We start from the raw sequence: 16,205 nt of genomic DNA, 5'->3' as shown, positions 1-16,205 counted from the left end.
GGTGGGGTGAAGCGACCTCGCGATAGATTCGAGTTATGCCGCAAGCTCGTGCAACCCCACCCCAACCCTCCCCTGCCAAGCAGGGGAGGGGGCAGCCCTCCGGTAAGGACTTACTTGTTATGAAACCCGCTAAAAACGTCGCATCGTTGCCGCCGATCGATGACAAGGTCCGCGACGCCGTACTCGATGTGACTGCCCGGCTGAAGGACCAACCTGGCGCATTACTTCCCATTCTGCATGGCGTACAGGCTTCCTTGGGCTACGTGCCTGAGGAAGTCATTCCGCTGATCGCGCGCGAGATGAACCTGTCACGCGCTGACGTGCACGGTGTAGTGTCGTTCTATCACTTTTTCCGCACGCGTCCGGCGGGCAAGCGCGTCATTTATCTCTGTCGTGCGGAATCGTGCCAGTCGATGGGTGCAGCGAAACTGGAGCAACACGTGAAGCAACGGCTGGGCGTGGATTTTCACGAAACCACGACGGATGGTGCATGGACGCTGGAGCCCGTCTACTGCCTGGGCAATTGCGCATGTTCGCCCGCCATGATGGTCGATGATGAACTGAAGGGCCGCGTGACGCCCGAAAGCTTCGACGCTTGGCTGCTGTCGGAGGCGAAATGAGCATTACCGTCTACGTCCCGCGCGATGCCAGCGCCTTGTCGCTGGGTGCAGATGCCGTTGCCAAGGCCATCGGGGCAGAAGCCGCGTCGCGCAATCTAGATGTACGCATCGTGCGCAATGGTTCGCGTGGTTTGTACTGGCTGGAACCGATGGTTGAAGTGGAAACATCGGCAGGCCGCGTCGCTTACGGTCCAGTACAGCCTACCGATGTGATGGGTTTGTTTGACGCCCATTTTCTGCATGGTGGCGAAGATGTATTGAAGTTGGGACTCACCGAAGACATCTCTTGGCTGAAATCCCAGCAGCGCCTTACCTTCGCACGCATGGGCATCATCGATCCGCGCAGCCTCGACGATTACCTCGCGCACGACGGTTATCGCGGCCTTGCCGCGGCCTTGAAGATGGAGCCAGCGGCTATCGTACAGGCGGTGACGGATTCCGGCTTGCGTGGCCGTGGTGGTGCAGCGTTTCCGGCTGGCATCAAATGGAAAACTTGTCTGGACGCCGCAGCCGATCAGAAATACATCGTCTGCAATGCCGACGAAGGCGATTCGGGCACGTTCTCCGATCGCATGATCATGGAAGGCGACCCGTTCGTGCTGATCGAAGGCATGAGCATCGCAGGACTGGCCGTCGGCGCAACGCATGGTTATATCTATCTACGCATCGAATACCCGCATGCGCAGCGCGCGTTGGAAGCGGCGATCGAAGCGGCCAAGGCGCGTGGTTATCTCGGCGACAATATCTGTGGTAGCGGCAAAGCCTTCCATCTGGAAGTACGCATGGCCGCCGGCGCTTACATATGCGGTGAGGAAACCTCATTGCTGGAAAGCCTGGAAGGCAAGCGCGGGCAGGTGCGCTTCAAGCCACCGCTGCCAGCCATCCAGGGATTGTTCGGCAAGCCTACGGTGATCAACAACGTGATCACGCTGGCGACCGTGCCGATCATTCTTGATCGTGGTGCAGCGTTCTATCGCGATTACGGCATGGGTCGCTCGCGTGGCACGCTGCCGTTGCAGCTCGCCGGCAATGTGAAGCGGACGGGATTGGTGGAGCGCGCATTCGGCGTCACGCTGCGTGAGCTTATCGAGGAGTACGGCGGCGGCACCGCCAGCGGTCGCCCAGTGCGCGCCGTGCAAGTGGGCGGTCCGTTGGGTGCTTATATTCCTGCGTCACAGCTGGATACGCCGATCGACTACGAAGCCTTTGCGGCAATCGGCGGCATGGTGGGTCACGGCGGCGTAGTGGTGTTCGACGATACGGTGGACATGGCCGCACAGGCGCGTTTCGCGATGGAATTCTGTGCGATCGAGTCCTGCGGCAAATGCACACCGTGCCGTATTGGTTCGACGCGTGGTGTGGAGGTGATCGATCGCATCATTGCCGGTGACATGGCGGAGCGTGCGCGCAATGAAGTGCTGTTGCGCGATCTGTGTCAGACCATGGTGGCCGGCTCGCTATGTGCGCTGGGTGGCATGGCGCCGTTTCCGGTGCTGAGTGCGTTGGATCATTTTCATGAGGATTTTGACCGTTCGGCTCCCTCGCTTTTGAACCCTCTCCCCTTTGGGGAGAGGGTAGGGTGAGGGGAAAATCTTGCCGCAAGGTTCTGTAGGTGTGGGCAGCTGCTTGGTTGGTGTTTCCGGCAAGCCTTGGCCCCTCACCCCAACCCCTCTCCCCGAAGGGGGGAGGGGCTACGTCTCGCTGAGGAGGTAGCTTCATCATGCTGTCCATCGTCGAAATCGACCGCGGTACGCCCGCTGTCAAAACGGACAAGCACGTCACGCTGGAAATCGATGGCCGCAGTATTCGCGTGCCGGAAGGTACGTCCGTGATGCGCGCTGCCTCGCAGGCTGGCATCAATATCCCGAAGCTGTGCGCCACCGACATGCTGGAGGCGTTCGGTTCCTGCCGTTTGTGCCTGGTGGAGATTGAAGGGCGCAAGGGTTATCCCGCTTCGTGCACCACGCCGGTCACGGAGGGCATGAAGGTCAGTACGCAGACCACTAAGCTGGCGGAGATCCGTCGTGGCGTGATGGAGCTGTACATCTCTGATCACCCGCTGGATTGCTTGACCTGTCCCGCCAATGGTCATTGCGAACTGCAGGATATGGCGGGCGTCGTCGGCTTGCGCGAAGTGCGTTACGGCTACGACGGTGAGAATCATGTCTTCGCGAAAACTAAGGATGGCGAAGTCAATCCGCATTTCGTGGCTAAGGACGAATCCAATCCTTACTTCACCTTCGACCCTTCCAAGTGCATCGTCTGCTCGCGCTGCGTGCGCGCCTGCGAGGAAGTACAGGGTACCTTTGCGCTCACCATTCAAGGGCGCGGCTTCGAATCGAAAGTATCGGCCAGCCAGAACAATGCCTTCCTCGATTCCGAATGCGTGTCCTGCGGCGCCTGCGTGCAGGCTTGCCCCACCGCCACGCTGTCGGAAAATACGTTGATCGAACGCGGTCAGGCCGAACATAGCGTGATCACTACCTGCGCCTATTGCGGCGTCGGCTGCAGCTTCCGCGCCGAGATGAAGGGTGAGGAAATCGTGCGCATGGTGCCGAACAAGGATGGCCACGCCAATCATGGGCATTCCTGTGTGAAGGGGCGTTTCGCGATCGGCTATGCCACGCATCCGGATCGCATCAATACGCCGATGATCCGCAAGAAGATCACCGACCCGTGGCGCATCGCGAGCTGGGACGAGGCGATCGCGCATGTCGCCAGCGAGTTCAAGCGGCTGCAGGGCACGTATGGCAAGTTCTCCGTCGGCGGCATTACGTCCTCACGCTGCACGAACGAAGAAACCTATCTGGTACAGAAGCTGGTTCGCGCTGGCTTCGGCAACAACAATGTGGATACCTGTGCGCGCGTCTGTCATTCGCCTACCGGTTATGGACTGAAGGCGACGATGGGCGAGTCGGCCGGTACCCAGGATTTCGATTCCATCGAATACACCGACGTCGTGTTGGTGATCGGCGCCAATCCCACCGACGCGCATCCGGTGTTCGGTTCGCAGATGAAGCGTCGTCTGCGTGCGGGTGCCAAGCTGATCGTGGTCGATCCGCGCCGCATCGATCTGGTGCGCACGCCGCACATCACGGCCGATTACCATCTCAAGCTCAAGCCGGGCACCAACGTGGCCGTGCTCAATGCGCTGGCTTACGTGATCGTGACCGAAGGGCTGGTCGACGAAGCTTTTGTCACTGTACGTTGCGAGCCCGAAGCCTTCGAAAAATGGCGCACATTCGTCGCATTGGAGAAGCACAGCCCCGAAGCGACCGAAGCCGAAACCGGTGTACCCGCGGCACTGATCCGTAGCGCAGCACGCTTGTATGCCACCGGTGGCAACGCGGCCATCTACTACGGCCTGGGCGTGACCGAGCACTCGCAAGGCTCTACGGCTGTAATGGGCATCGCGAACCTTGCCATGGCTACCGGCAACATCGGCCGCGAAGGCGTGGGCGTGAATCCGCTGCGCGGGCAGAACAACGTGCAGGGTTCGTGTGACATGGGTTCGTTCCCGCATGAATTCCCAGGTTATCGCCACGTAGGTGATGCTACCGTGCGTGCATCGTTCGAAGCAGCTTGGGGCGTGCATCTGCACGACGAACCGGGTCTGCGCATTCCCAACATGTTCGAAGCAGCCATCGACGGCAGCTTCAAGGGTTTGTACATCGAAGGCGAGGACATCGCGCAATCCGATCCGAATACGCAGCACGTCACCGCCGCACTGGAGGCGATGGAATGCGTGGTGGTGCAGGATCTGTTTCTCAACGAAACGGCCAAGTTCGCGCACGTGTTCCTGCCCGGCTGTTCGTTCCTGGAAAAGGACGGCACCTTCACCAACGCCGAGCGCCGCATTTCGCGCGTGTGCAAGGTAATGGAGCCCAAGAGCGGTTATGCGGATTGGGAGGTCACCCAGCTGCTGGCCAATGCCATGGGGTATCCCATGAACTACCGGCATCCGTCCGAGATCATGGATGAGATCGCGCGGCTCACACCCACGTTCCATGGCGTGAGCTTCGATAAGATCGACCAGCTGGGCTCCATCCAGTGGCCATGCAATGAACAGCATCCGGAAGGCACGCCCGTGATGCACGTGGACGAGTTCGTGCGCGGCAAGGGCCGCTTCATGCTCACCGAATACGTGCCGACCTCGGAAAAGGTCAACGCAACCCATCCATTGATTCTTACGACCGGCCGCATCCTCAGCCAGTACAACGTGGGCGCACAGACGCGCCGCACCGCCAACGTGGCGTGGCATGAGGAGGATCGGTTGGAAATCCATCCGCATGATGCGGAGGAGCGTGGCATCAATGAGGGTGATTGGGTCGGCATCGAAAGCCGTGCCGGCCAAACCGTGTTGCGCGCGCGCATTTCCGAGCGCATGCAACCGGGCGTGGTCTATACCACCTTCCATTTTCCTGGCTCCGGCGCCAACGTCATCACCACAGAGAATTCGGACTGGGCTACCAACTGCCCCGAATACAAGGTGACAGCGGTGCAAGTAACGCGCGTCAACCAGCCATCGGCCTGGCAGAAGCGTTACGAAGCCTTTTCTCAAGCGCAGAAGGCGTTGCTGGATGCAGCCGAAACTTCCTGATCAGGGCGTTGGCTACGTGACTCGCCGCGTCGACCGCTATCGGCACGGCGAACACGAATACACCAGCGATGCCATCACCGAAGAAGTGCCTGTGGCGATGGTTTACAACGACGTACCCTTCGCCGTGATGATGGTGACGCCGCTGGACCTGGAAGATTTCGCACTGGGCTTCTCGCTTAGCGAAGGTCTGGTGGCAAAGCCCGCGGACTTGCAAACCGTCGAAGTGCGCACGCGCCTGGAAGGCATCGAACTGGCGATGCAGGTGGCTTCCGATAAAGTCGAGCAGCGCGCTGGTAACGGTGGCGAACGCCTGTTGCCCGGCCGCAGCGGTTGCGGACTGTGCGGTGCGCGCATGCTGGAAGACGCGGTGCGTCATCCCGCACCCGTAGGCACTGGGTTGCGTATCGAAGCACCTGCGTTGCAACGTGCGCTCGAATCACTGCAGGCTGCGCAACCGGTGAATAGCGCTACGGGTTCAGTACATGCAGCGGCATGGGTCGATGTCGACGGCGCCATCGTGCTGGTGCGCGAAGACGTCGGTCGCCACAACGCGCTGGACAAACTGATTGGCGCGATGGTCAAGGCACACATCGATGCGGAGCGCGGTTTTCTGCTCGTCACCAGCCGTGCCAGCTATGAAATGGTGACCAAGGCGGCCAGCGCCGGCATCACCCTGATGGCCGCGATCTCCGCGCCGACAGCGCTGGCGATTCACTTGGCCGAAAGCACGCGTATGACCCTGGTCGGTTTTGCGCGACCGGGCAGTTACGTCGTCTACACTCACCCGCAGCGGCTGCTTCACGCTGCAGGAGCTACTGCATGAATATCGAACGCCTGGTCGCGATGGCCAATGACATCGGCCGCTACTTTGCCTCCGAGCCGGATCAGGTGGTTGGCGCGGCAGGTGTGGCCGATCATTTGAAGCGGTTCTGGGAGCCGGGTATGCGCAAGCAGATTGCAGCGCATCTGGCGGCGGGTGGTGCTGGGTTGGAGCCGCTGGCAAAGAAAGGGGTTGAGCGGTTGGTGGAGATTGATAGCAAGCTGCGTGCATGAGCTTTTGTAGGTTGGGGTGCAAACCCCAACATTGCCATGCACACATACATCGCGATGTTGGGGTTTGCACCCCAACCTACGTATCCCTCTCCCACCAGCGAATTGCTTCAGCGGGTAATTGCAAAGCTACCGATTCCGGAATCGCCTTATCTTGAGGCACCGACACCCATAGTCGCCCACGCCCGCATCGCAACCCCAACTGCGTAACACGTCCGATCACCTGACGCACCTCGATCGATGCATCGATGACGTCCGACAAACCATCACGCACATCCACCACGCGAATCGCCTCCGGATCGATGGTCCAATCAACGTTCATATCCGCACCGACGCGACCATCGATGGCAAAGGCCATACCACCGTCCGGCCACACCAGCTTCGCAGCTTCGATCCGCCCGCGATGCACATTGCGATGCCCAAGCAATCGTGCCGCCGCGCCATTCACCGGATTCGCATAAACCTCGGCCGGTGAACCGATCTGGATGACGCGTCGCCCATGCATCAACACCAACCGGTCCGCAACGGCGGCCAAGTGTGGGTCATGACTCACGGCCAAAGCGGGAATGCCGAACTCGTGCACTTCGCCGATCAATTCGGCGATGACGTCGTCGCGCGTGACGGGATCGAGCGCCGAAGTAGGCTCATCCAGCAGCAGCAACTGCGGTCTGCGCGCCAGTGCGCGGGCCAATGCCACGCGTTGCTGTTGTCCGCCCGATAGCGTGGCCGGATAGCGTTCGGCGAACTCCGCCATATGCACGCGCTCCAGCAATTGCATGGCTTGTGCTCGCCGCTGTGAGCCACGCAATGCAAACGCCACGTTCTGCCATGCATTGAGGTGGGGAAACAACGCATACCCTTGCGGCAAATAGCCTACGGCACGGTGTTGAGCATCCATTCCGTCGAATGGTTCACCGCGCGCCGGTGTAAGCCCGGCAATGGCGCGCAACAACAGCGATTTGCCTTCACCGCTAGTACCAAGTAATACCGTGAAGCCTTCGACATCGAAGGCGGCATGCAAAGCAATAGGCTGCTCGATATGGTAATCGACACGCATCAGATCAAGTGCCTGCGGCGAGCGGCCAGGCCAAGCACAAGCGGTAGCGGCATGGCGATCAGGAAAAATGCCCACAGCAACGGATACACCGCGCCGAGGCCGATGTTCTGCAAGTTCACCCACAGCTTTACCGGAATACCTTGCGGGTAATACGCCACGATCAACACTGCGCCGAATTCACCCAGCGCGCGCACCCAGGCCAGTGCAATGGCGGCTGCCAACCCCAATCGCGCCAGCGGCAAGCTGACATGCAAAAAACTGCGCCATGGCGAGTGACCGAGCGTAAGCGCGATCTGTTCCAATTCGCGCGGCACGCCTTCAAACGCGGCGCGTGCAGCGATCACGTAATAGGGCAGAGCGCTGTAGAACTGCGCCAGCACGAATGCAGGGCCGGAATTGGTAAGCACCAACCCTGCGTGTTCCAGCAGGCTGCCGGCCGCTCCATAAGGACCGTAGATGGAAGCCAACAGCAGACCCATCGCCAGGGGGGGCGTGAGCAGGGCGAGTAGCAGCAATGCATCGACCAGCCACAAACCGCGCACGCGATGACGCGCCAGCCACCAGGCCAGCGGCGTGCCCAGCGCGATGATCAGGATCAGCGCGAGCAGGCTGTAGCAAAGTGATACGACGATGGCGCTCCCGTCACCTTCGGTGAAGCCGAAGCTGTGCCATGAGGTGACGAAGGCGAGGTCGATGAAGGGTGCGGCGAGCAGGAGTAGCGTCAGGAAGCTGGCAAGTGCAGGCAGGCGCATTGGACGATGGCTCATGCGTACAACTCTCGAGCTTGCCGTAACGACTCCCTCTCCCCTCCGGGGAGAGGGCTGGGGTGAGGGGGCAGCCTCGCCAGATGCTGGATCATGCGATAGAAACTTTAGTGGCCATCACGTACACAGCGGACGTTCTCCGCAAGCCTTGGCCCCTCACCCCAACCCTCTCCCCGGAGGGGAGAGGGTGCAATGTTTTCGCGAGGTTTCGCATCAACGCAATCACAACCCATTCCCACGCGGCGCACTGTATCCATGCTCGCGAAACAGCGCCTGTCCTTGCGGCCCTTGCAGGAAAGTCACGAAATCATGCCCAAGCTGAAGCTGCTGTGCATTGATCAGCACGCCGGCATAGAACACCAGCGACTGCACGCGTAATGTCTTGCCATTGTCCAGCGCAATGGAAGCGCGGTCGTACCACGACTTCTGCAACTCCGGATTGCCGAGATTGATCTCGCCGGGCAGTGCAATCGTCGGTAGATGATGCGATTGCGCAGCGCTTGCATAGCCGATGGCTGCATCGATCTGACCCGCTTCAAGCCTCGACATCAAGGACGGCTCAGTGAAGATCTGCGAAGGATTCTGCGGTGCACCGGCGATGGTTTTCAGCAGATCAGGCTGGTGGTAGTAATCCGCGGCCAACTGCAGAGTCAGCAACACGTTTGCGCCCTGCGGATCGATCGCCGGATCCGTGCGACCCAGGCGCACGCCTTGTTGGCTTAGCACCTCGTACCACTTCTTTTCTCCGCGCGACGCGGCAGCGAAATCGGCGGCAAAGCGGCTATGCGGACTGTAGACGACCACCATCTGTGTGCTGGCCACCGGCACGGCGCCGATGACCAACCCGGCCTGCTTGAGCACTTCCATGGGTCCGGGCGTGATGGTGACGAACACATCCGCCTGCAGTTGATGCGCGGCAAGCAATCGTGCCAATGCGTAGGAGCCTTGGCCGATGCCTTGATAAGTGGCTTGGTGAGTTTTGGTGAAAGCGGGACCGGCAGCGTTGTCCATGACTACGCCCATGGAGCCGGCGTAGGCGATGCGCAACACGGGGTTGGTCTGCGCAAAGGCTGTCGTCCCCATTATGCTCAACACCAGCGCTAAGAACGCCATGCAGGGTCTTTTGAAGTCTACTTTTCCCTTGCCGTCATTCCCGCGAAAGCGGGAACGACGGCGCAGAAAGGCAACCATTGCTGACTTCATCACGAAGCATCTCCTTCCGAGGATTTATGCAACCGCTTGCGAGCACTATCGCGCACATCCACATCGAACACGATCACCAACGTATCGCCGTGCGGCGTCGAGAGTGAGAATTGCAAGCCATCGCGCGAAGGCAAGCGTTGACTCAGTGCGCGCACGTCGGCCTCTGGCAAACAGATATGCCACACGGTTTGCTCGCGCCGCCAATCGATGCGAGGTGTCAGGCTGATTTGCTGCATCTCGACATGGCCGTCGGGCAGATCGGTGCGATTGACTACCGAATCACCATCCAGCAGTCGCGCCAGCTCACCTTCATCGATGCGCAATCGCAGGCTCTGGCCTTCCAGTTGCACTCTCATGTGTTCAACTCCCGCCAGGTTTCTTCCGTATTGCAGTCAATCAGTTGTGTGACTTCGGCAGCAGACAGGGAGATTTCATGTATGCCCACGCGTTCCTGCAGTGCGCGCAAGGAGCGGTAGCGTTTATCGTTTGCGGCAAGCAGAGCATCTAGCGCGTCGCGGCAATGCGAATCCAGCCGTAGACGCATGGGCAGCACGTGATCGGTGAAGCGCACGCAGCCGCTGGTGCTCGCTGCGGTGAGCAAGCGCTGCAATAACGAAGGCTGCAGCTGCGGCATGTCGACCGGAACGATCAACAGCTCGCTGTCTTCGCACGTCGCCGCGATGCCGGCGATGCCGCCCACTGGGCCAGCCTGCGGCACCGGATCGATGACACCGTGATAGTTGGGACGATCACCGCTCACTTTCACCTCGCGCACTCCGGTGGCCTGCAGTACGGCGATCTGATGTTCGATCAACGGATGCCCGTTCCATGGCAACAATGCTTTATCGCGTCCCATGCGGGAGGAAAGCCCGCCGGCCAGCACCACGCCGATGCACGGCAATGACTTAGCGGCCGTGATGGTGGTCGTGCCCATGCGCTGCTCCGCGTTTTGCCGCATCTTCGGCTTCACGCTGTTCCTCGCACAGGGAGCAACCTTCGCTCCATTCGCTGTCGCCGTCGATGTAGTGCTCCTGTTTCCAGATCGGTGCTTCGTGTTTGACTGCTTCGATGGCTAGTCGACAAGCCTTGAACGCTTCGTCGCGATGTGGCGTGCCGGCGGCGACGATCACAGCGATATCGCCGATACGCAGCTCGCCTTTGGCATGCGCGATATACAGCTTCATCGGGGCGCCGAATTTTCTGCGCGCGCGTTCACCGATCTCCTCGAACGTGCGTAGCGCCAGCGGTTCGAACAAGTCGTAACTGATGCCGGTGACGACACGGCCGAGGTTGTGCTCGCGCACCTTGCCGATGAACATGTCGATGCCACCGAAGCGTGGATCGGATACGAAGGCGAGGGCGTCGGCGGGTGTCAGTACTCCGTCGCAGATGTCGATGACGGCGGTGTGGAGGTCAGTCATACGTGTAGATGATGTCATTGAAAGCAGGATATTTTGCCTTGCCGTCATTCCCGCGAAAGCGGGAATCCATCTTTGCCTTTACCTCAGAGCAAATGGATTCTGGCTTTCGCGGGAATGACGGCAAGGAACAGTCAGCCATCGGGCAGGGTTGATCATGCATCGCACTCACCCCCCACTCACCGGCGGCAACACCGCCAGCTGCCCATTCTCCGGCAACGCGCGATGGTTATGCAGAATCTCATTCTCACTGGCGAATGCGGAGCGTTGTATCAAACCCGCGCTGATGTTCGGCGCATGCTCGCGCAAATGATCGCGTAACAATTCGCGCAGTTCGCCGATCGTGCATGGCTCAGGTGCTTCCAGCTCGATGAAGCCGCGCGGATCGGCATCGCGCAAAGCGCCGAACAAGCTGATGTGAACCTTCATGCGATGCCCTCGCAAGGCAAGGGAAACTCAAGGTGGCCCACGCCATGGACGTCGACCAGCGCGCCGGCAGGCAATGCATCGACATCTGCGGGCACCACCGCCCAGGCGTTGGCGTCGGACAGCGGACGGATGCGATAGGACTCCTGGCCTTCCAGCACCTCCAGCGCCAGACGGCCCTGGATGTCGATGTGCAGGCAGCTTTTGAGATGAAAACGCAGGCGCGGCTTCTTGCTGTACGGCTTGCTGAGCGGTACGCGGCGCGGCGTTTCCTGCGACAAACCCAGCATGACGCGCAGCGCCGGCTCCACGAAGAAACGCAGGCCAACGGCGACGGCGATCGGATTTCCCGGCAAACCGAACAGCAACACATCTCCCGGCAACTTCGCAAACAGCAGTGGTTTGCCGGGGCGTATGGCCACCTTATGGAACAGCGTTTGCGCGCCAAGGCGTTCCAGCGCCTGCGGTACGAAATCGTAGCGGCCCATGGAAACCGCACCGCTGGTCACGATGACTTTTGCGCCGGCGCTCAACGCGCGGCGCAAGGCTGCCTCGAACGCGGCGGCATCGTCGCCTACCGTTTCCACGTGCACGACGTCGGCGCCGGCAAGCGGCAAACGAGCGGCGAGGAATGGCCCGTTGGAATTGCGGATTTGTCCGGGCGCGAGCATTTGCGCGGGGTCGTCGATCAGTTCGCGACCGGTGCACAACACCGCTACGCGTGGACGCTCAGCGACCGACACGTTTCCTACACCGAGTGCGGCAAGCAGCATCAAGTGTTGCGGCTGCAGCACCGTACCGGCGGCCAGCACGTTTTCACCCTCCGCCACGTCCGAACCTGCGTTGCGCACGTTTTGTCCGGTTTCTACATCCGCAAGCAATCGGACGCGCTTACTCGATAGCCGCTCGGTTTGTTCCACCGGGATGACACGGTCGAGCCCATCCGGCAGGCGCGCACCGGTCATGATTTCCCACGCACCATTGCGAGCATGCGCAATGCCATCGCCTGCGGCCTGTTCGCCTTCGATGTCCAGCTCGATGCCGGCAGGGACGGTGGAGTTGCCGCACAAGGCAAAGCCATCCATCGCGGAATTGTCAAACGGAGGCAGGTCGGCGTCGCTGATGACGGGCGTGGCTAACACGCGCCCTAAGCATGCACGCGTCGGGCAATCTTCGGCCGGCAGCCTGGTACTCGCGCCAAGCACGATCCGCAGTGCGTCTTCATAGGCGAGCGTTTCCTGACTCATGCATGCCCTCCGCCAGCAGCCATGCTCAGAGCATGCGCGAGAATCGGCGCGAGAATGTCCATGCCTTGCGCCACTGCCTTGGCGCTGCCGGGCAAGGCAATCACCAACGTATGGCCGATCAGCACGGCATGCGCGCGACTCAGCCAGGCCATGGGCGTGTGCTGGCTGCTTTCGCTGCGGAATAGTTCGCCGATACCGTCGACATGGCGGTCTGCCACGATCGCCAGTGCTTCCGGCGTGCGATCGCGTGGACCGAGGCCGGTTCCGCCGGTGCAGAGAATCAGCTGCACACCTTGTTCGGAAAGTTCGCGCAGGCGCTCGGCCAGTGGTCCAGGTTCGTCCGGATGCAGCTCGACGTCGCTCACGTTTGCGCCAAGTTCGCGCAAGCGTTCCACCAATACCGGCCCCGATGCATCGGCATATTCGCCGCGGCTGGCGCGGTCGCTGAGCGTGATGACCGCGGCACTGACGTTATCCAGCTTTGCTACATGGCGTGGCTTGTAACGTTCGCGCTCGGCGTCGCTCATGCCCTCCGGATGCAGCCACAGCCCTTTCTTGCCGCCTTCCTTGAACAGCAGCCGCACACCGCCAAAGGAAAGCGCCGGTTCCACCGGTTTGGTGAGGTCATACAGCGTGAGCAACGCCGCACTGGCACCGGCGAGCGCTTCCATCTCCACGCCGGTGCGCGCAAACGTCGCCACTTCGCAATAGACGCGAATGGCGTGGCGCTCAGCAACGGGTTCGCAGCGCACGTCGATGTATTCCAGCGGAAGTGGATGGCATAGCGGCATCAGCTGCGAGGCGTTCTTCGCGCCTTGCAGGCCGGCGATTTCGGCCATCACCATCGCGTCGCCTTTCGGCAAGCGGCGTTCGACGATCTGCGTGAATGCATCGGCACCTGCGCTCAATTCACCGACCGCCACTGCACGGCGACCCGTAATGCGCTTGCGACGCACGTCGGCCATATGAAAATGGGCGCTTTCCCCGCGCTCGTGCATGAATCAGCCTCCGGTGGATGCGAGATGGGGTGTGATGCCGGTGCGGCCTTCGTGCAGGAAATGCCCCTGTTCCTTGCGGCCGATCTGGCCGCCGACAGCGCGCACCAGCTCTTCCAGCTGATCGTCCGACTGCAGAAGCGGACGCAACGGGATGCCGAATTCGCCGAAGAGGCACAGGCGCAGATCGCCGGTGGCGGTCACGCGCAGGCGGTTGCATCCGGCGCAGAAATCCTTGGAATAGGGCGCGATGATGCCGATTCGGCCGGCGTATTCCGCGTGGCGGTATTCGCGTGCGGGGCCTGCATCGGCAGCACGCGGCAGCAATTGCCAGCCGGCATCCAGCAATTCGGCTTCCAGTGTTTCCGCACGCACATGATGGTCGCGGAAGAATGCGAGGTTATCGCCGGTTTGCATCAGTTCGATAAAGCGCACGCCGATGTGCCGGTCGCGCAAGTAATCCAGCCATGTGGGCAACTCGCGGTCGTTGACGTCACGCATCAGGACGGCGTTGAGCTTTACCGAAGCCAGATCGGCTTCCAGTGCCATGTCTACGCCGTGCAGGATATCTTCCAACCGATCATGGCCCGTGATGCGCGCGAACGCCGCTCGGTCCAGGCTATCCACGCTGACGTTGATCGCATTGAGGCCGGCATCCATCCACTCGTGCAGGCGTTTGCTGAGCAAGGTGCCGTTGGTGGTCATCGCCAGCTTGGTAATGCCGGGCACCGCTGCAGCGGTGCGCAGGATCTCGGTGAGATCGTGCCGCACACTGGGCTCGCCACCCGTGATGCGCAGCTTGTGCATGCCAAGTTCCGTGAACCCGCGCAGCAGGCGCGTAATTTCTGGCAGCGACAGTGGCGCAGCCGCCTTCGCATCGGCGTGGTAGCCGTGCGGCAGGCAATACGTGCAACGGAAGTTGCACGCGGGAATGACCGATAACCGCAAATACGGAAACCGACGGCCGTATCGGTCAGCCAGCGGGGACATGGTGTTTGTGCTCCTTTCCAAGCCGGGGAGGCGAACGCGTTTCCACGTCCACCCTGGTGATCCTTGAGAGATCACGGGCGCCAGGCCGTATTCCGATGAGGGAACCGCAGGCTGGGCGCCTCGGAGTTGTGAGTGTTCAGTTAGTGTAACTATCCCCTGGGTGGGGAGATATGTCTATTACGGTTTTGTCACGGGCGGCTTAGCGTTTATCGAAGCAGGCCGCTTCGCAACGCGTATGCACCATCCTGCGTGCCCAGATCGTAAGCTTGGTCCACCGTTGTCTTTGGCGTGCAATCCCAGGTGGACACGGGAATGCGTTGGCTCGGCTGCCAATACGCCCGCCCCTGCCAGGTGAACAGCGGCGGCAGCTTCGGATAGTGACGGGTAAGCATCACCAGAGTCTTCGATCGTTCCGCATCGGATTGGGCAGGAATCGGCGCGTTATCGGTATAACCGCCGTCAATGGCGTGCGCACCCCCGGCAGGGCGCGCCGACATGATCGGTGGCGCCGATGCCGCGGCAATGAGCAGCGACTGCGCCGTATCGATATCGGGACAATCATTTAAAACCATGAAATCCTGCCGCAGCCCCAGCCATGCGGGAAGTCGCGGATGAATGCTGTTCCACAGGTATTTGTCCACCAGGTAGGCCAGCGTGCCCGCGGCGACGGAGCCACCCATGCCCAGCCATCGCGCCGGCCGCGTAAGGCCCACGGTAAGACGTGACGATGCGTCGCGCAGCGTGGTGAATGTGGCTGCGTTCAAGAATGCATCGACCCACGCGGGATAGATGTGCTGGTGTGCGAATTTCAGCTTGAATGCCGTCAGCGCGGACCAGTCGAAAATCCTTGGGTTGCCGGCATAGAGTTTCAGGCAGGCTTGCCGCGCTTTCTCGGTGCCTTGCACCAGAAACGAGGTAGCCACGGCAGCGCCAGCGCTGGTTCCTACCAACTGCGCGGGCAGGCGCATGCCGCGTTCCGTCAAAAAGCTCAGTGCGCCCATCTGCCACCAGCAGCGGTTGCCGCCACCGGCAAAGACCAAGGTGTCGATGGTGTTGAGGTCGAGCGAATGAATGTCAGCGATTTTGCCGAGCATGGACGTCTTCCTGCGTAAATGTCCTTGGGCGTTCTCTAGACCCGCCACGCCTGCAACAACGCGCGCGTCTGCTCGAGTACGGTCGTCTTGATCAACTCGCCTTTGGCTGCATCGATTTCCTTCCATCCCAGCACGTCCAGGCATGCGCCAGGCGGGTGGTAGAACGGCATCACCTGGCCTTTCAGTGTAAGTAGCCGGATGCGGGTTATCGAATCATTGGGGCCGACGCCGGTGATGCGCGCAAGCAAATCGGCGCTGATTTTGTTCAGCGGTTGTTTCAAGCGTCGATGCAGCAGTTTGGATGCCAGTTGCGGTTCCTCGTCGGCGAGTTCGCGCGCGACGAACAGGCGGCGGCTTGAGGCGAAGGGTTGCATGAGCACGGATTCCAGCATCACTGCCTTGATGCCGAGGAAAGCCTCGATCAAGGCATCCGTGCTGGCTTCGTTTTTCAGTGCATCACGAGCTTGCCGCATGGCCGGCTCGAAACGGGCCTTCAAGTCGTTGGCGATGTGTTCGGCGCAGGCTTGATAAAGCCCTTCCTTGTTTTCGAAGTAGTACTGCAGCGCGGGGGCATTTACGCCCGCGGCGGTGGCGATGTCACGGGTGGAGGCGCCGGCGAAACCGCGCTCGCCAAACAGCGTCACCGCCGCGGCGATGATCCGTTCACGCGTTTCGTCACCGCGTGCGTAGCCGCCGGCTGGCGGGCGGCGAAGTCGTTTGACTTGGCTCATTCGTAAATCT

17 protein-coding genes and 1 riboswitch are annotated in these 16,205 nt (G+C 60.9%); of the genes, 5 read left to right on the top strand and 12 right to left on the bottom strand.

The window, feature by feature from the left end:
• Positions 1-119 precede the first annotated feature (119 nt).
• From QQJ86_RS22350 to QQJ86_RS22330, 5 genes are all read left to right on the top strand, one after another.
• On the top strand, positions 120-620 hold the full coding sequence (locus QQJ86_RS22350) for a formate dehydrogenase subunit gamma (RefSeq protein WP_284323188.1): 501 nt from the start codon (positions 120-122) through the stop codon (positions 618-620).
• Positions 617-2,203 carry a formate dehydrogenase beta subunit gene (locus QQJ86_RS22345; RefSeq protein WP_284323187.1) on the top strand — a complete coding sequence of 529 codons (1,587 nt, stop codon included), beginning with the start codon at positions 617-619 and terminating at the stop codon, positions 2,201-2,203. Before QQJ86_RS22350 ends, QQJ86_RS22345 begins: the two co-directional genes overlap by 4 nt.
• 137 nt (positions 2,204-2,340) lie before the next feature.
• Positions 2,341-5,220 carry a formate dehydrogenase subunit alpha gene (gene fdhF / locus QQJ86_RS22340; RefSeq protein WP_284323186.1) on the top strand — a complete coding sequence of 960 codons (2,880 nt, stop codon included), beginning with the start codon at positions 2,341-2,343 and terminating at the stop codon, positions 5,218-5,220.
• Positions 5,201-6,043 (top strand): formate dehydrogenase accessory sulfurtransferase FdhD, encoded by an 843-nt coding sequence (fdhD, locus tag QQJ86_RS22335; protein ID WP_284323185.1) that lies wholly within the window; start codon positions 5,201-5,203, stop codon positions 6,041-6,043. Before fdhF ends, fdhD begins: the two co-directional genes overlap by 20 nt.
• Positions 6,040-6,273, top strand: coding sequence for a formate dehydrogenase subunit delta (locus QQJ86_RS22330; protein WP_284323184.1), 234 nt, complete (start codon positions 6,040-6,042; stop codon positions 6,271-6,273). Before fdhD ends, QQJ86_RS22330 begins: the two co-directional genes overlap by 4 nt.
• Before the next feature lie 76 nt (positions 6,274-6,349).
• Here the strand turns inward: QQJ86_RS22330 and QQJ86_RS22325 are convergent, their stop codons facing one another.
• The 12 genes from QQJ86_RS22325 to QQJ86_RS22270 all read right to left on the bottom strand — a co-directional run bounded on the left by QQJ86_RS22325 (position 6,350) and on the right by QQJ86_RS22270 (position 16,195).
• Positions 6,350-7,327: an ABC transporter ATP-binding protein gene (locus QQJ86_RS22325; RefSeq protein WP_284323183.1), complete on the bottom strand. Its 978-nt coding sequence runs from the start codon at positions 7,325-7,327 to the stop codon at positions 6,350-6,352.
• Positions 7,327-8,094: an ABC transporter permease subunit gene (locus tag QQJ86_RS22320; protein WP_284323182.1), complete on the bottom strand. Its 768-nt coding sequence runs from the start codon at positions 8,092-8,094 to the stop codon at positions 7,327-7,329. The genes QQJ86_RS22325 and QQJ86_RS22320 overlap by 1 nt, the downstream gene beginning before the upstream one ends.
• A gap of 219 nt (positions 8,095-8,313) precedes the next feature.
• Complete coding sequence (locus tag QQJ86_RS22315) at positions 8,314-9,174, bottom strand: extracellular solute-binding protein (protein ID WP_284323181.1); 861 nt, start codon at positions 9,172-9,174, stop codon at positions 8,314-8,316.
• Between the two features lie 119 nt (positions 9,175-9,293).
• Positions 9,294-9,650 (bottom strand): hypothetical protein, encoded by a 357-nt coding sequence (locus QQJ86_RS22310; protein ID WP_284323180.1) that lies wholly within the window; start codon positions 9,648-9,650, stop codon positions 9,294-9,296.
• Positions 9,647-10,228: a molybdenum cofactor guanylyltransferase gene (gene mobA, locus QQJ86_RS22305; RefSeq protein WP_284323179.1), complete on the bottom strand. Its 582-nt coding sequence runs from the start codon at positions 10,226-10,228 to the stop codon at positions 9,647-9,649. Before mobA ends, QQJ86_RS22310 begins: the two co-directional genes overlap by 4 nt.
• Positions 10,200-10,715, bottom strand: coding sequence for a molybdenum cofactor biosynthesis protein MoaE (locus QQJ86_RS22300; protein ID WP_284323178.1), 516 nt, complete (start codon positions 10,713-10,715; stop codon positions 10,200-10,202). The genes mobA and QQJ86_RS22300 overlap by 29 nt, the downstream gene beginning before the upstream one ends.
• Before the next feature lie 165 nt (positions 10,716-10,880).
• Positions 10,881-11,141, bottom strand: a complete 261-nt coding sequence (locus QQJ86_RS22295) for a MoaD/ThiS family protein (RefSeq protein ID WP_284323177.1) — start codon at positions 11,139-11,141, stop codon at positions 10,881-10,883.
• A complete protein-coding gene (locus tag QQJ86_RS22290; protein WP_284323176.1) occupies positions 11,138-12,385 on the bottom strand; it encodes a molybdopterin molybdotransferase MoeA in 1,248 nt (415 codons plus the stop codon). The genes QQJ86_RS22295 and QQJ86_RS22290 overlap by 4 nt, the downstream gene beginning before the upstream one ends.
• Positions 12,382-13,383: a bifunctional molybdenum cofactor biosynthesis protein MoaC/MoaB gene (gene moaCB, locus QQJ86_RS22285; protein ID WP_284323175.1), complete on the bottom strand. Its 1,002-nt coding sequence runs from the start codon at positions 13,381-13,383 to the stop codon at positions 12,382-12,384. Before moaCB ends, QQJ86_RS22290 begins: the two co-directional genes overlap by 4 nt.
• 3 nt (positions 13,384-13,386) lie before the next feature.
• Positions 13,387-14,370 carry a GTP 3',8-cyclase MoaA gene (gene moaA / locus QQJ86_RS22280; RefSeq protein WP_284323174.1) on the bottom strand — a complete coding sequence of 328 codons (984 nt, stop codon included), beginning with the start codon at positions 14,368-14,370 and terminating at the stop codon, positions 13,387-13,389.
• Positions 14,365-14,508: riboswitch (molybdenum cofactor riboswitch) on the bottom strand. (Overlaps the previous gene by 6 nt.)
• Before the next feature lie 68 nt (positions 14,509-14,576).
• Positions 14,577-15,464, bottom strand: coding sequence for a patatin-like phospholipase family protein (locus QQJ86_RS22275; RefSeq protein ID WP_284323173.1), 888 nt, complete (start codon positions 15,462-15,464; stop codon positions 14,577-14,579).
• A 35-nt stretch (positions 15,465-15,499) separates the two neighbouring features.
• Positions 15,500-16,195, bottom strand: a complete 696-nt coding sequence (locus tag QQJ86_RS22270; RefSeq protein ID WP_284323172.1) for a CerR family C-terminal domain-containing protein — start codon at positions 16,193-16,195, stop codon at positions 15,500-15,502.
• Positions 16,196-16,205 lie beyond the last annotated feature (10 nt).

Source organism: Dyella acidisoli, from assembly GCF_030160295.1.
In the GTDB taxonomy this organism is placed as follows: Bacteria; Pseudomonadota; Gammaproteobacteria; order Xanthomonadales; family Rhodanobacteraceae; genus Dyella_B; species Dyella_B acidisoli.
The sequence above is the reverse complement of the archived record's forward strand: the minus strand, read 5'-3'. Positions and strand labels throughout refer to the sequence as shown.

Excerpts from the sequence above, each read along its gene's own strand:
- fdhF (WP_284323186.1), top strand. The coding sequence starts at position 2,341 with ATGCTGTCCATCGTCGAAATCGACCGCGGTACGCCCGCTGTCAAAACG.
- QQJ86_RS22300 (WP_284323178.1), bottom strand. The coding sequence starts at position 10,715 with ATGACTGACCTCCACACCGCCGTCATCGACATCTGCGACGGAGTACTG.
- QQJ86_RS22290 (WP_284323176.1), bottom strand. The coding sequence starts at position 12,385 with ATGAGTCAGGAAACGCTCGCCTATGAAGACGCACTGCGGATCGTGCTT.
- moaA (WP_284323174.1), bottom strand. The coding sequence starts at position 14,370 with ATGTCCCCGCTGGCTGACCGATACGGCCGTCGGTTTCCGTATTTGCGG.
- QQJ86_RS22350 (WP_284323188.1), top strand. The coding sequence starts at position 120 with ATGAAACCCGCTAAAAACGTCGCATCGTTGCCGCCGATCGATGACAAG.
- QQJ86_RS22325 (WP_284323183.1), bottom strand. The coding sequence starts at position 7,327 with ATGCGTGTCGATTACCATATCGAGCAGCCTATTGCTTTGCATGCCGCC.
- QQJ86_RS22320 (WP_284323182.1), bottom strand. The coding sequence starts at position 8,094 with ATGAGCCATCGTCCAATGCGCCTGCCTGCACTTGCCAGCTTCCTGACG.
- QQJ86_RS22345 (WP_284323187.1), top strand. The coding sequence starts at position 617 with ATGAGCATTACCGTCTACGTCCCGCGCGATGCCAGCGCCTTGTCGCTG.
- moaCB (WP_284323175.1), bottom strand. The coding sequence starts at position 13,383 with ATGCACGAGCGCGGGGAAAGCGCCCATTTTCATATGGCCGACGTGCGT.
- QQJ86_RS22330 (WP_284323184.1), top strand. The coding sequence starts at position 6,040 with ATGAATATCGAACGCCTGGTCGCGATGGCCAATGACATCGGCCGCTAC.
- mobA (WP_284323179.1), bottom strand. The coding sequence starts at position 10,228 with ATGGGCACGACCACCATCACGGCCGCTAAGTCATTGCCGTGCATCGGC.
- QQJ86_RS22315 (WP_284323181.1), bottom strand. The coding sequence starts at position 9,174 with ATGGGGACGACAGCCTTTGCGCAGACCAACCCCGTGTTGCGCATCGCC.
- QQJ86_RS22270 (WP_284323172.1), bottom strand. The coding sequence starts at position 16,195 with ATGAGCCAAGTCAAACGACTTCGCCGCCCGCCAGCCGGCGGCTACGCA.
- QQJ86_RS22275 (WP_284323173.1), bottom strand. The coding sequence starts at position 15,464 with ATGCTCGGCAAAATCGCTGACATTCATTCGCTCGACCTCAACACCATC.
- QQJ86_RS22310 (WP_284323180.1), bottom strand. The coding sequence starts at position 9,650 with ATGAGAGTGCAACTGGAAGGCCAGAGCCTGCGATTGCGCATCGATGAA.
- fdhD (WP_284323185.1), top strand. The coding sequence starts at position 5,201 with ATGCAGCCGAAACTTCCTGATCAGGGCGTTGGCTACGTGACTCGCCGC.
- QQJ86_RS22295 (WP_284323177.1), bottom strand. The coding sequence starts at position 11,141 with ATGAAGGTTCACATCAGCTTGTTCGGCGCTTTGCGCGATGCCGATCCG.